General features: G+C 74.0%; 7 protein-coding genes. 1 reads left to right on the forward strand and 6 read right to left on the reverse strand.

What is annotated here, in order from left to right; all coding sequences use genetic code 11:
• Positions 1-108: 108 nt before the first annotated feature.
• The 6 genes from AC6I72_RS08000 to AC6I72_RS08025 all read right to left on the reverse strand — a co-directional run bounded on the left by AC6I72_RS08000 (position 109) and on the right by AC6I72_RS08025 (position 11462).
• The gene (locus AC6I72_RS08000) at positions 109-1656 is read right to left on the reverse strand and encodes an RNA polymerase sigma factor (protein ID WP_498000169.1); all 1548 of its coding nucleotides are present in this window, start codon (positions 1654-1656) and stop codon (positions 109-111) included.
• Between the two features lie 491 nt (positions 1657-2147).
• Complete coding sequence (locus AC6I72_RS08005; protein ID WP_498000170.1) at positions 2148-3035, reverse strand: FadR/GntR family transcriptional regulator; 888 nt, start codon at positions 3033-3035, stop codon at positions 2148-2150.
• 162 nt (positions 3036-3197) lie between these two features.
• Positions 3198-5834 (reverse strand): ABC transporter ATP-binding protein, encoded by a 2637-nt coding sequence (locus AC6I72_RS08010; RefSeq protein ID WP_498000171.1) that lies wholly within the window; start codon positions 5832-5834, stop codon positions 3198-3200.
• Positions 5835-5983: 149 nt separating this feature from the next.
• Entirely contained in the window at positions 5984-6742 is a 759-nt protein-coding gene (locus AC6I72_RS08015) for an NUDIX hydrolase (RefSeq protein ID WP_498000172.1), read from the reverse strand.
• A 233-nt stretch (positions 6743-6975) separates the two neighbouring features.
• On the reverse strand, positions 6976-9138 hold the full coding sequence (locus tag AC6I72_RS08020; protein ID WP_498000173.1) for an amylo-alpha-1,6-glucosidase: 2163 nt from the start codon (positions 9136-9138) through the stop codon (positions 6976-6978).
• A 608-nt stretch (positions 9139-9746) separates the two neighbouring features.
• Positions 9747-11462, reverse strand: coding sequence for a DUF4192 domain-containing protein (locus AC6I72_RS08025; RefSeq protein ID WP_498000174.1), 1716 nt, complete (start codon positions 11460-11462; stop codon positions 9747-9749).
• A gap of 241 nt (positions 11463-11703) precedes the next feature.
• Between AC6I72_RS08025 and AC6I72_RS08030 the strand changes: the two genes are divergently transcribed.
• Positions 11704-13869: a RecQ family ATP-dependent DNA helicase gene (locus AC6I72_RS08030; protein WP_498000175.1), complete on the forward strand. Its 2166-nt coding sequence runs from the start codon at positions 11704-11706 to the stop codon at positions 13867-13869.
• Positions 13870-14048 lie beyond the last annotated feature (179 nt).

Below are 14048 nucleotides of genomic sequence, written 5' to 3' on the forward strand. Positions count from 1 at the left end.
ACTCTGGGATGATCGTCGGACACCCAGAGTCGGGCAGAGCGGGACACACCGCAGCACGAAGGCCCGGCCCCCTCGGGGAACCGGGCCTTCGCCGGCGTACGGCTGTGCCTAGTCGAGGTAGTCGCGCAGCACCTGCGAACGGGACGGGTGACGCAGCTTCGACATGGTCTTGGACTCGATCTGACGGATCCGCTCACGCGTGACGCCGTAGACCTTGCCGATCTCGTCGAGGGTCTTGGGCTGGCCGTCGGTGAGACCGAAGCGCATGGAGACGACGCCCGCCTCACGCTCGGACAGGGTGTCGAGCACCGAGTGCAACTGCTCCTGCAGGAGCGTGAAGCTGACCGCGTCGGCCGGGACGACCGCTTCGGAGTCCTCGATGAGGTCACCGAACTCGCTGTCGCCGTCCTCGCCCAGCGGGGTGTGCAGGGAGATGGGCTCGCGGCCGTACTTCTGGACCTCGATGACCTTCTCCGGGGTCATGTCGAGTTCCTTGGCCAGCTCCTCCGGGGTGGGCTCGCGACCCAGGTCCTGGAGCATCTGGCGCTGCACACGCGCGAGCTTGTTGATGACCTCGACCATGTGCACCGGGATACGGATGGTGCGGGCCTGGTCGGCCATCGCGCGGGTGATCGCCTGACGGATCCACCAGGTGGCGTACGTGGAGAACTTGTAGCCCTTGGTGTAGTCGAACTTCTCGACCGCGCGGATCAGACCGAGGTTGCCCTCCTGGATGAGGTCCAGGAAGAGCATGCCGCGACCGGTGTAGCGCTTGGCCAGCGAGACCACCAGACGGAGGTTGGCCTCCAGGAGGTGGTTCTTGGCCCGGCGGCCGTCCTCGGCGATGATCTCCAGCTCGCGCTTGAGCTTCGGCGCCAGTTTGTCGGCGTTGGCCAGCTTGTCCTCGGCGAACAGGCCCGCCTCGATGCGCTTGGCCAGCTCGACCTCCTGCTCGGCGTTGAGCAGGGGGACCTTGCCGATCTGCTTGAGGTAGTCCTTGACCGGGTCGGCGGTGGCACCGGCCGCCGCCACCTGCTGGGCGGGGGCGTCGTCCTCGTCCTCGTCGGAGAGCACGAAACCGGCGCTCTCGGTGCCCTCCGGCTCCTCGGCGCCCTTCGGGTCCTCGAGCACCTCGTCCTCGAGAAGCTCGGCGTCGTCCTTCTTGGCACCGGTCTTCTTCGCCGCCGTCTTCTTCGCGGCGGCGGTGGTCTTCTTGGCCGCCGTCTTCTTCGCGGCGGCGGTCGTCTTCTTGGCGGCGGCCTTCTTGGCGGGCGCGTCGTCCTCGCCCGGCGTGTCGACGGCAGGCGCCGCCGCCGGGGTGGCGGTGGCGGTGGCCTTCCTGGTGGTCACCGTCTTGGCCGCGACCGTCTTGGTGGCGGTGCGCTTGACCGGGCTCTTCGCTGCGACGCTCTTCCGGGTGCGCTTGTTGGGCTCCGCGGCACTGACCATCAGCGTCACACCCTCTTCCTCGAGGATCTGGTTGAGGCTGCGCAGTACGTTCTTCCACTGAGTGGCCGGGATCTGGTCAGCTTCGAAGGCCCGACGCACATCGTCGCCGGCGATCTGCCCCTCAGCCTTTCCCCGCTCAATGAGCGCCATGACAGAGACGGACTCGGCGATCTCCGGCGGGAGCGTACGGGATGTGCTGGCCGACACGAACAACCTCTCGGAACGTTGGAAAACGGCTTCCGGCCCCGTCCACGAGTGGACAGGAGCCGACCACCGGCCTGGGGATGGGCCGACGGCGCGGGCGGGGGCCGGGAAGATGCACAGCGCCATGAACGGCGTCCGTATTCCCTCCGCGGCTGTCACCTCTTAGGTCATCGCGTTGTTTCCACGAGCGTTACGCCCAATCCGCGTGGCCCGAGTCACACCCCGTAAGCGCTCAAAAACGGTCAGAAGCGGATAGAAGAGTGTGGCGCTGTCTCGCCCGCCACCGGGGGGAGACCCCGGTCTTCACCGCGGACCCCGCCGAGTGCGCGGAGGATCCGGCAGGGTCCGCCGAGGAGCCGCTCACCGGCCGGGCGGCGCCGCACGCGAACGGCGGGGCGACGGGCGGCGGGGTGAGCGGGCCGCGGACCGGGCGGCCCCGTGGGAGGGCGGCACGGCTCCGGCCGTCCGCCCGCGCCCGGAGCGGCACCCACGGCTCAGTGCTCGCGCGGCGCCGGCACCACGCGCTCGATCTCGGGGTGCACCGTCAGCAGCTGGCGCATGGCCGCCTCCGCCGCCGCACCGTCGGCGGCCGCGAGCGCGTCGACGATCCGGGCGTGCTGGGCGACGGACGCCTCGTTCGGGCGCTCACAGCCCGTGACCGGGCCGCCGGACACCTGGAGGGCGGCCGAGACGATTCCGGCGAGATGCTCCAGCATCCGGTTGCCCGCGACCTGGATGAGCAGCGAGTGGAACTCCGCGTCCGCGCGGGAGAAGGTCAGCGCGTCCCCCTGCGCCAGCGCGTGCCCCATGATCTCGACCATGTCGGACAGGCGCTGCTGGACGTCTTCGCGACCGTGACCCGCGGCGAGCCGCGCCGCGAGCGGCTCGATCGTCCAGCGCAGTTCGCTCAGCTCACGGCGCTGGTCGTCGCGCTGCGGCCCGAAGGCCCGCCACTCGATGATGTCCGGGTCAAGGAGGTTCCAGTCGCTGACCGGACGCACGCGGGTGCCGACGTTCGGTCGCGCACTGACCAGGCCCTTGGCCTCCAGCACACGGAGCGACTCACGGACGACGGTGCGGGAGACCTCGAAGCGCTGGCCGATCTCCTCGGGGACCAGCGGGCGGTCGGCGCCCAGGTCCCCGGAGACGATCATCTGACCGAGCTGCTGGACGAGTTGGCCGTGCAGGCCGCGCCCGCGGCTGCCCGCGGCCCGTCGGCCGACGCGTCCCAGCTCGGGGTCCGCGGTCTCCCAGGCAGGGCTCGCGACGCGGTCGGGGACAGGCGCCTCGGCGTAGGGGTAGCGGTCGAGTTCGCCCGGGCCGGCAAGACCGGAGTCTGAGGAGCGGGCGGCGGTCATCATGGTGTGCGCAAGGGTACTCACGGATCCTTTGTCGGCGCTGCCTCCAACTCCCTTGAGGTCTTTGGTGAAAAGCACACGAAAGGGTGATCGCTCACTCCGTCGCAATTGACGCCTTATCGGAAAGAATTGTGCTTTCCGCGAGGAATTGCGCACGGTGCGCGATCGAAAGAGTACGAACGGTGGTCACCTCATCCTGCTCCGCAGAGTCGTCATCAGGTACCCGCCCACCAGCGTGGCCAGCGACAACGTGAGGGCGCCACCCACAGGTTGGGCGATCACGCGGGCCGCGGCGGCGACGTAGCGGTCGCCCCCGAAGGGCCACGACAACAGGAGCGTTTCGCGCAACCGTGCGGGCAGACCGGCCGCGTCCCCGTTCGTTCCTCCCAGGGCCTGGCGCACGAGGGGTGCGACGGCGACCGGTACGGCGAGGACCGCGGCGAGACCGGCGGTGGTGGACCGGAACAGCCCCGCGGCGAGCACCCCGGCCCAGCCGCAGCCGACCACGAGGCCGGCCCAACTCGCGGTCGGTGCAAGCCAGTCGCCGGGTACCTGGGTGAGTTCCCGTCCGTACACGGCATAGAGCACCTCGGCGTCGCAGCCGACCGTGAGGAAGGCCAGCAGCAGGGCGGCGGCCGTGGTGACGAGGAGCTTCGCGGCGAGCAGTCCCAGGCGGCGGGGGACGGTGCCCCGGTCCGCCGCCAGCGCGGGATGGCGGAACTCGTCGCCGAAGGCGAGCGCGCCGATCAGCCCCGCGCCGAGCGCGGCCGGCGGCAGCGGGAACTGCTGCGGCCATGCCGCCAGCAGCCGGGGCTGGGGCGTGTGCCCGATCCGCCCCACGACCAGTGCGGTCAGCGCGGAGACGACGAGCACGGCGGCACAGATGGCGAACCCGGTGCCGATGCCGAGGGCACGGCGCAGTTCGTAGCGCACGGGACGCAGGGGGCCGGCGCCCGCACGGACGGAGATGGGAGGGGGCAGGGGCGCCGAGGCGTCCGGTCTGACGCCCTCCGCCGGACGCGGTGTGGGGATCGAGGGCTGCGCCGTCGCGGTGGCGGCACCGGTCGGCTGGGCTGCGGCACGGCCCGGGGACGCCGTGGTGTCCGAGGGGCCGGTCCCCGTTTCTCCCGGCCGGGGGCGCCGTGCCCCTTCCTGGTGCGGGGCGGGGCGTCGCCGCACGGAAGGCCGTGCGGCGGCCGGGGGGAGGTGGTCCCGGGCCTCCCTGCCGCCGGGCTCGTGCGGGGCGCCTTCCGGCGCGGGGACGCCGCCCGGGCGGTGGGGACGGGATTCGCTGCCGTGACGGACCCCTGCGGGCGGGGCTTCGCCGGGGCGGGCGGTCCCGGGGGCGTTGTCGCAGCCGTCGGCAGGCGCCGGGTCCGCGCCCTCGCGGCCGAGGACTGGACTTCCTGCCCCTGAGCGGGTCCGTGTCCGCACCGCCGGGCCGCTGTGCGCGTGCGCCGTCGGGGGCGCGCCGTCGGCGGGTACGGCCTGCGTCGCACTGTCGGCACGCCCGGCCACGGAGACGGCCCCGGACGGTGCGGACGCGGCGTCCGCCGTGTCCGCACCCGCCGTGCCCGCCGTGCCCGCCGTGTCTCTCACCACCATCGTCGCGGCGCCGGATGCCGCTGCGCGCGTCGCGGTCACGGCTCGTTCCCCGTATCCGTCCGGGAGTCCGTTGTCGCGGGCACCGGCGGCGGGCTTTCCCTCGGCTGTCGCGGAGCCGGGCCCCTCCGCCGGCGCGGCAGCGGCGAACACGCCGCCGGCGTCCGTCGTGCCCCGCGCGCTCCCGCTCGCCGCGCCGGCCGCTTCGCCGGGGGCGCGTCCGGCACGGGCGGCGGCAGGCGCCGGCCGCCGGTCCGCCGCCGCGTCGGTCGCCGGACTCCGGCGCTCCTCACCCACCGTCCGCCCGGCGGCCTGCTGTTCCGCCCCCGCCCCGCCCCCGGCCCCGGCTCCCATGTCGCCGATCTCGTCGGCGAGTTGGTGGACGAGGATGCCGTGACGGAACGCGGTCTCACCGACATCGGCACACGTACTGCCGTAGACGGAGAGGCGATTGCCGTTCTCCCGTACGACCTCGACGGAGCGGTGCGCGGTGCGGGCTTCCTTGGCCAGCAGTGCCGCGAGACGGGCCGCGTGCGGGGTGCGGACGGCGACCCGCGGACGCAGTCGGTGGCGTCCGAAGTCCTCGGCCTCCTGGTCGGCCACGACGGTGCCGCGTTCCAGCGTGACGACACGGTCGGCCGTGCGCGCGGCCTCCTTGGGGTCGTCCGTGGCGAACAGAACCGTGCCGCCCCGGTCCGCGTGGGCCCTCAGCATCCCGTGCAGCCAACGGCCCTCCCGCGCGGCGAGTCCGCGGGTGGGGCTGTCGAGCACCAGCGTGTGCGGATCGGTCAGCAGGACGCAGGCCAGACCCAGCCTCCGGTCCATGCCCCGGGACAGCGTGCCCAGGTGTTCCTCCCGGAAACTGACGAGTCCGACGGCCTCGAGAACCTCGTCGGCCCGCCGGGCGGGAAGTCCCGCCGCCGCGCACAGCATGCGCAGGTGGCCCCGGACGGTGCGGGAGGGGTGACCGGGTACATCGCCCAGAAGGACACCGACCTCACGCGCCGGGTGGGCGATGCGGTGCAGAGGACGGCCCTTGAAGTAGGTGATGCCTCGGCCCTGTTGGAGTTCGAGCATGAGTCTGAGCGTCGTCGTCTTGCCCGCGCCCGCAGTCCCCAGGAGCGCGGTGACGCGCCCCGCGCGCGCTTCGAAGGACACGTCGTCGACGGCGGGCGGAATGCCCTTGCGGGAGTCGCTGGTCAGTCCGAAGGCCTGGATCACCCGCAGCAAGATAGCGCGTTATGTCCCTTTTTTCGGGGTTCTCGGGTTCGCGAGGCGCGTTCCGCACCCACCGTCGCCCCGCCCGCTCCCTCGTTTTTCCCGGACCGCGGGAAACGGCGCCTTCGCACTGCGCGCACGAGGACGGGGAATCAGACCTCGGGCCGCAGCATGGGCGGGTTGAGCAAAGTGGCGCCACCGGCCCGGAAGAGCTGCGCCGGCCGGCCGCCCTGCCGCGTGGTCGTGCCTCCCGTCGGAACGAGAAAGCCCACTGTGCCCGTCACCTTGCGGTGGAAGTTGCGTGGGTCGAGCGCCACGCCCCACACCGCCTCGTAGACGCGGCGCAGTTCGCCGACGGTGAATTCGGGCGGGCAGAAAGCGGTCGCCAGCGATGAGTACTCGATCTTGGAGCGCGCCCGCTCCACCCCGTCGGCCAGGATCTGGGCGTGGTCGAAGGCGAGCGGGGCCACCGGTTCGCCGTCGCGGCCGTAACCGCCCTGCTGCAGCAGTTCCTCCACGGGTGCCCACCGCGCGTCCCCGGCGTCGCCGCCCGCCCGGGGCGCGGGCAGATCCGGCGCGAGGGCGAGGTGGGCCACACTCACGACGCGCATCCTCGGGTCACGCTCCGGGTCCCCGTAGGTCGCGAGCTGCTCAAGGTGGGCGCCGTTGTCCTGGACGGGCGCGGCGGGGTCGTGGGCGCGCAGGCCGGCTTCCTCCTCCAGTTCGCGTGCCGCGGCCTGCGCCAGGTCCTCGTCCTCCCGTACGAAGCCCCCGGGAAGCGCCCACCGCCCCTGGAACGGCGGCTCCGCCCTGCGCACCGCCAGCGCGCACAGGGAGTGATGGCGCACGGTCAGCACGACCAGGTCCACGGTGACGGCGAAGGGCGGAAAGGCTGACGGGTCGTAGGGCATGCGGTGATCATAGTCGTCTGCCTGACGATAAACACTCCCTTCGTCGGTCGCAGCGTCGACCGCTGCGCGGGCTTCCACCCCGGGCCCCACGGCTGCCCCCGCCAGGTCGCAGCCCCGTGTCGCACGAGGTCAAGCCCCTCGTCGCAGTCCGTGGCGTGCGAGGCCGAGCGCCCCGTCGCACGCGTGACTCGTACGAGGTCAAGCCTGTCGTCGCCCCTCTGGCCCGTACGAGGTCAAGCACCCAGTTGCAGCCCTTCGGCCGCCTCCTCCACCAGAGCCATGCCGAGCCTGCTGACGCGCACCGAGAAGGGCGCTCCGGCCACCCGCAGCCCCGTGAAGCCGATCTCCCCGAGCGGCGCGGCCCGCACCGGCCGCAGGGTGACCGACCTGGCAGGGGCGTCGGGCCGGATGCCCGCGAGCGAGGTCAGCAGCAGGACCGCGGCGGCGGCCGCCGTGGCCGAGGGCCGGCAGGCCGCCGGATGCGGCACGGGCGCACTGCCGTCCGTACGCTGCTCTCCGGCGAACATCTCGGGCAGTCGGTGCCCGAAGGCCTGGGCCGCCGCCAGGACGCCCCGCAGGAGCGCCCCCGCCTCCGTCTCGTGTCCGGCGGCCGCCAGACCCGCCACGGCGACCGCCGTCTCCGCCACCCGTACCGCGCCCGCACGATGCCCGAAAGGGTTGAAGCCCGCCTCCTTGGCGGCCAGCCCCCGCACCCCCCAGCCCGAGTCCATCGCCGGTCCGCCGAGCAACCGGGCGAGCTGGCCGGTCTGCGCCTTGTCGAGCAGTCCGGGCGCCTGCTCGCCACCGCCCGCCAGCCCCGTGTCGAGGAGATGCACGGCGGAAGCGTCGAGGTGGGTCAGAAGCCGCCCGTCGGCAGTCTTGCCCGCGGCGGGTCTGCCGCCGCCGCGGTCCTCGACCCAGAAACCGGTGCGGAACGCCGTGCGCAGCTGCCCTGCCCACTGCCGCAGCTCGGCGGCGCCCGGCCGGTCGAACGCATCGAGCAGGTCGGCGCCGAGCACTGCCGCTCGGTGGGCGTACGCCTGGATCTCGCAGCGCACGGGCCGTCCGGGCAGCGGATCGCACAGGTACGTGCCCTCACCCACGGCGGTGCGCAACCAGGTCAGGCAGTCCACGGCCGCCGGCAGCAGCTCCTCCGTCTCCTGTTCCGGAAGGCCCCATCGGCGGGCTTCCGCGAGGACCACGGGGAAGAGCAGGGTCGCCTCCGTGCCCGTGCACCCGGGCGGAAGGTGCGGGCCGGCGTCCCTCCGCGGACCGGGGATCATGCCGGACTGCGGCCCCGGGCCCGCCCGCTGGGTGCGGGCCAGCGTGCGCAGGGTGCTCGCGGCGAGCCGGGTGCCCAGCGGCAGCACCATCCGGGCGGCGACGAGCGCCTCGGCCGGGGCCAGACCGGAACGCCAGGGCGTACCTGCCGCGAGGTGGAGGTCCGCGGGGTGCATGGGATCGCGCAGCAGGAGAGCGTGCAGGTCGTCGATGCCGGCGCGCATCAGTTCCGCGACACCCGGGGTGTCTCCCATGGCCCGCGCCGGTGCCAGTGGGCTCGTCGCCGCGCGGCCCGCTGCCCGCAGCGGGCCCGCACCGTCCTGACGTACCCGCAGTTCCACGCTCGTCGTGCCGCCCGGGGGCAGCTCGAACTCCCAGCGCAGCAGGCCGGCGGAGGCCAGCGCTTCGGCGGGTGGCGGGTCCGCGGTGACCGACGCGCTCGTGGCCCCGCTGGACCAGCGCAGACCTGAGCCACGCACGCTCGCGGGCCGCTCGCCGCCCGCGCGGCCCCGGGCGATCTGGCCCAGGTCGGCGAGGTCCGTCCCGAGGGCCACCTCCACGGGGAGTCTCAGTGGGCGGAGCGATGTGCTGCGCAAGGTGATCCGTTCCGTGCCGTCCGCGTCGCGCACGCGTTCCACGAGTACGTCGGGGTCGGGCCCGGTGCCCGGCGAAGCACGCAGGACGCCCACGAAGCGGGCCCGGTCCGCGGCGGTCATCAGGGCCTGGACGGCGAGCGGTTCGCGACCGGCGACCCGGACCTGGCAGCGGGAGAGCAGGCGTTTGCCGGCGCGGTAGAAGCCCTCCAGACCGCGACCGGTCAGCTGCCCCTGGGCGGTCGAGATCGCCAGCCCGGGGAGGGCGACGCAGATCAGGGCGTCGTGGGTGGGAGGCAGCTCGGCGGAAGGACGGGCGGCCGGCTGCCGCGCCGCGACCCTGGAGCCGCCACTGAGGGGCGCGGCGACGCGCGCGGGCGGAGAAGGGGGAACGGACGGGACAAGGCGTGTCTCCCGGACCGCCGTCCCGCGCCACGCCGGCCCGGCCGCCCACGTCTCGGAAGGGAGCACGGCCCCGGTGGGGGCGTCGCCGGTGGGGCAGGGCGGCGTCGGCTGGTGCATGGGACGGCTTCCTCTGCGCTCTGTGGGCCCCGGGCAGGCGGGGCGCCTGGCGTCGGCCCGCAGGGGGCCTGGGAACGGCGGCGGGGTGGCCCGGCCGGGCGCTCCGCCACTCAGGTGAACGCCGGGGAGCCGTCCCGGGTCACGCCTGCGGCGGGGGAAGCCGACCGAATGGCGGCTGTACGGAACCCACCGGCCGACGGGGTCGCCGACGCCCGGCCGCCGGTCCTCGTCCTGCGCGACGCGAGCCGCTCTTTCTGCCGGTGGCGGCGTTCCGGCCGACGAGAGCCGGACCGCGCCGCGCCGTCCCCCACCGCATCCTCCCGCGCCCGTCGGCTGATCGCCCGGTTCGCTGTCGCCCGCAGGCCGGTGGCCCGGCTCATGGTGCGGAGCCGACCGACCGTCCAGGCACGGCTCCCCGCGCTTGGCGGGCATCCCGCGCCCGCCCGGCCCCTTCCGCTCGCCCCGCCTCCCGCGCCGGCCCCGCCCCTCGCGCTCACCGTGTCTCCCGGGCGGACCGGGCAGCCGGTGACCGGACCGGTGACCGGCCGGCTTCCCCTGGGCCGCCGGGCAAAGCTTGAACCACCACCTCTGGATCGAACGGAGCGGGTTCATACGCCGTCCTCGGGCCTGTCGACCCGGGGCTTGCCGGTCGGCCGGCACCCGCCGCGGCGGTGTACGTCCCCCTTGGTCCGGGACCCGGCGCGTGGGCGGGTGCGTCCGGGCGCCCTGGAGGCCCCGGGGCGCGGGTGACCGCTGTCGGTGCGGGAGGTGACCGGGCGGGCCCCCTCCGCGCCGCCACCGTCCGGGACGGGTGTGTCGTGTCGCAGCCGGCGCCGGCGTCCGGACGACTCGCCCTTCACCGCCGGTGAGTGACCGCTGTCACCGGCGGTGACCAACGGCCGCACCGGGCCGCCCCCGGTTTCTGCCCCTTCCTCTTCCTCCGCCCTCCGCGCGCTGACCGCGTCCGCGGGGTCTTCCGCCTCTCCCGCCTCCCCCGCTTCTTCCGTCTCTCCCGCCCTTTCCGCTGCCGTGTCCACGACGGCTGCGTCCTGCGGGGCCATGGCGTCCGTCCCCTCCGCTTCCTCGACAGCCGCTGCCTGCGCAGCCGCGTCCCGTCCCGCGTCCTCGCCGACCGGTTCCGCGTCCGCCGGCCACGCGCGTCCCGCCCGTTCCGCACGCAGGCAGCGGCGGACCGATTCCGGATCCAGACCCTCGTTGCAGGCCTGGTGCAGCAGGCGGGCGAAGAGGTAGTCGGGGTCCGCGCCGAGCGCCATGGCGAGGGCTTCGCGAGCCTCCAGGTCGTCGCCCAGGGACCAGGCGACCCAGCCGGCGAGTGTCAGCGGCGCGGCCGCATGCTCCCCGTAGGTGCCGACGCAGCGGCGGGCCAGTGCCCGCCACAGACGGAGCGCCGCAGCCGCTTCCTCCCCTTCCATCCACTCGGCCGCCCGGTCACGCGTCGTCCGGTCCTGCAGGCCGAGGATCAGGAAGGCCGCTTCCTCGTCCTCCAGCAGTCGGTCGTCGCGCAGGTCGGAGGGGAGCGCGCCGGCGATGCCGGGCGCCTCGGCGAACCGCCACAGGACCCGCTCGGCCAGGTCGAGGGTCTCCTCGGCCACCGCGACACGGCTCGCCTCGTCGAGGATCCTGGGCACCAGGGCCCTGCCCGCCTTGTCCAGCGCGGTCTCCTGAGCCCGTGCGGCAGGGGTCTCCCAGGGAAGCAGCCTGGCCCGCAGCTCGCGCAGGCTGCCGCGCACCTGGATGCCCGCGTACGTCGCCGCGGCGGCCAGCACCGAGGTGCCGGGCAGCCCCATGGGCCATCCCTCGTCGGGGCAGCACCCGTCGGTCGGACAGCAGTAGGACCAGAAGCGGCCCCCGGAGATGCACAGGGCCTCGATCACCGGGACATCGAGGCGGCCGCACTCGGTGCGCAGTTTCTGCGCCAGCGGCTGCAACCGCCGTACGACGTCGCGCGGCGACTCACCGCTCGCGGGCTCCTGGCAGAGGAAGGCGACCATCTGCTCCGGTTTGGCGCCTCGGCGCTCGCTGCCCATGATCAGGCCGTGGGCCAGTTGCCGGGCCGCCGAGGGCCAGTCGCCCCGGCTCGGCGGAATACCGAGCCTGGCCCGGCCGCCGAACCTGCCCCGGCCGTCCTTGTCGTGCAGGGCGACCAGAACGATGCTGTCGTCCGGCCGGTAGCCGAGCAGATACGGGAGGGCGTCGGCCAGCTCGGCCGGAGTACGCAGGGTGACCTGATGTTCGGGTCCCGGTCCGTCGTAGGTGATGTGGCCGTTTCCGAAGGGTCCGGTCGTTTCGCTGTGGTTCGTCATGCGCCGACGATCTCGCGGAATTGAATCTTCCGCTTTTGCCTGTGGATAACCGCCCTGTGGACAAGCCCGGCGGGGACACGGCGGCGCAAGCCCCGGCCGCGGGCCCATGGCCGGGGCCCCGCCGCTGCGGACAGCCTGCCTCGTCCGGCTGTCTCCGAGCCCCGGCGGCCCCCACTCTCTCCGGTGACCGCCACCGTCCCGCTGTCTCCGATTGTCAGTGCCGTCCTGTTGTATGGGACGCATGGAGCACACGAGCAACGCGGAACTCCGGGCGGCGGCCGACGCGGTCCTCGCCCGCCTCGTCGGCGACGGCACGGGCACGGCCCGGCTGCGCGAGGACCAGTGGCGGGCGATCGAGGCGCTGGTCGCCGAGGGACGCCGGGCCCTGGTCGTCCAGCGCACCGGCTGGGGCAAGTCCGCGGTGTACTTCGTGGCCACCTCTCTGCTCCGGGCGCGCGGGAGCGGCCCCACGGTGATCGTCTCCCCCCTGCTGGCGCTGATGCGCAACCAGGTCGAGGCCGCCGCCCGCGCCGGCATCCACGCCCGTACGATCAACTCCGCGAACCCGGAGGAATGGGACACCGTCCAGGCGGAGGTCGCACAGGGCGCGGTCGATGTCCTGCTGGTCAGCCCGGAGCGGCTCAACAACCCCGACTTCCGGGACCAGGTCCTGCCGAAGCTCGCCGCCGCCACCGGTCTGCTCGTCGTGGACGAGGCCCACTGCATCTCGGACTGGGGGCACGACTTCCGCCCGGACTACCGGCGGCTTCGGACCATGCTCGGTGAACTCCCGGCGGGTGTCCCGGTGCTCGCCACCACCGCCACCGCCAACGCGCGTGTGACCGCCGACGTCGCCGAGCAGCTGGGGACGGGTGACGCCTCGGGCACGCTGGTGCTCCGCGGGCCCCTCGACCGGGAGAGCCTGAGCATGGGCGTGCTGCGGCTTCCGGACGCCGCACACCGGATGGCCTGGCTGGCGGACCACCTCGACGAGCTGCCCGGCTCCGGGATCATCTACACGCTCACCGTGGCCGCCGCCGAGGAGGTCACCGCCTTCCTGCGGCACCGCGGGCACGCCGTGGCGTCGTACACCGGCAAGACGGAGAACGCCGACCGGCAGCAGGCCGAGGAGGATCTGCTGGCGAACAAGGTCAAGGCCCTGGTGGCCACCTCGGCCCTCGGCATGGGCTTCGACAAGCCGGACCTGGGCTTCGTCGTGCACCTCGGTTCCCCGTCGTCGCCGATCGCCTACTACCAGCAGGTGGGCCGGGCCGGCCGCGGTGTCGAGCACGCGGAAGTGCTCCTTCTGCCCGGCAAGGAGGACGAGGCGATCTGGGAGTACTTCGCGTCGCTCGCGTTCCCCTCCGAGGAGCTGGTGCGCAGGACCCTCGACGTGCTCGCCCACGCCCCGGGACCGATGTCGCTGCCGGCTCTTGAGCCGCTGGTAGAGCTGCGCCGTTCGCGCCTCGAGGCGATGCTCAAGGTGCTCGACGTGGACGGGGCGGTCAAGCGGGTCAAGGGCGGATGGATCTCGACGGGCCTGCCGTGGACCTATGACGCGGAGCGCTACGACTGGGTCGCGCGGCAACGGGCGGCGGAGCAGCAGTCGATGCGCGAGTACGCGGCGACGACGGGCTGCCGGATGGAGTTCCTGCAGCGCCGGCTCGACGACGAGACCGCCAGGCCGTGCGGCCGCTGCGACAACTGCGCGGGGGCCCGGTTCACCGCCGACACCTCGGCCTCGGCGCTGGACGCCGCGCGCGTGGACCTGGGCCGGGCCGGGGTGGAGGTGGAACCGCGGCGCATGTGGCCGACCGGTCTCGCGGCGATCGGTGTCGCTCTCAAGGGGCGCATCCCGCCCGCCGAGCAGGCCTCTGAAGGGCGGGCACTGGGACGTCTGTCGGACATCGGCTGGGGCAACCGGTTGCGGCCCATGCTCGCTCCCCACGCGCCGGACGGCCCCCTGCCGGAGGACGTGGCCCGGGCCGTGGTGGGCGTGCTGGCCGACTGGGCGAAGGCACCGGGTGGCTGGGCCACGGGCGCGCCGGACGCGCAGCCGCGCCCGGTCGGTGTCGTCACCATCGCCTCGCGCACCCGGCCCCGGCTCGTCCAGTCCCTGGGCGCGCACATCTCCCAGGTCGGCCGGCTGCCGCTGCTGGGCACCGTCGAATACGCCGGGGACGCGCGTCCCGTGTCCCGCAGCAACAGTGCGCAGCGGCTCAAGGCCCTCGACGGTGCGCTCACCGTGCCGCCCTCGCTGGCCTCGGCACTCGTCGACCGTCCGGGGCCGGTGCTCCTCGTGGACGACTGCACCGAGACCGGCTGGACCCTCGCGGTCGCCGCCCGGCTGCTGAGAAAGGCGGGGGCCCAGGCAGTGCTGCCTCTGGTGCTCGCCGTCCAGGGCTGAGCGGAGCCGGTCGCGGCAGCCGGGCGGCGGCCGCTCCCGTCCGGCGGCCGGGTCCCGGGTGTCAGGCCCTGCTCGTCACGGTCCGTGGCGCGTGTGTGCCGTGGAAAGCGCGGTACCTGCTCCCCACCGGCGGTGGAGGCGTGACCGGCCGTGCACTTCAAGGCGTCGCGGGGCCGACC

Source organism: Streptomyces sp. Xyl84 (assembly GCF_059731885.1).

Excerpts from the sequence above, each read along its gene's own strand:
- AC6I72_RS08015 (WP_498000172.1), bottom strand. The coding sequence starts at position 6,742 with ATGCCCTACGACCCGTCAGCCTTTCCGCCCTTCGCCGTCACCGTGGAC.
- AC6I72_RS08020 (WP_498000173.1), bottom strand. The coding sequence starts at position 9,138 with ATGCACCAGCCGACGCCGCCCTGCCCCACCGGCGACGCCCCCACCGGG.
- AC6I72_RS08025 (WP_498000174.1), bottom strand. The coding sequence starts at position 11,462 with ATGACGAACCACAGCGAAACGACCGGACCCTTCGGAAACGGCCACATC.
- AC6I72_RS08030 (WP_498000175.1), top strand. The coding sequence starts at position 11,704 with ATGGAGCACACGAGCAACGCGGAACTCCGGGCGGCGGCCGACGCGGTC.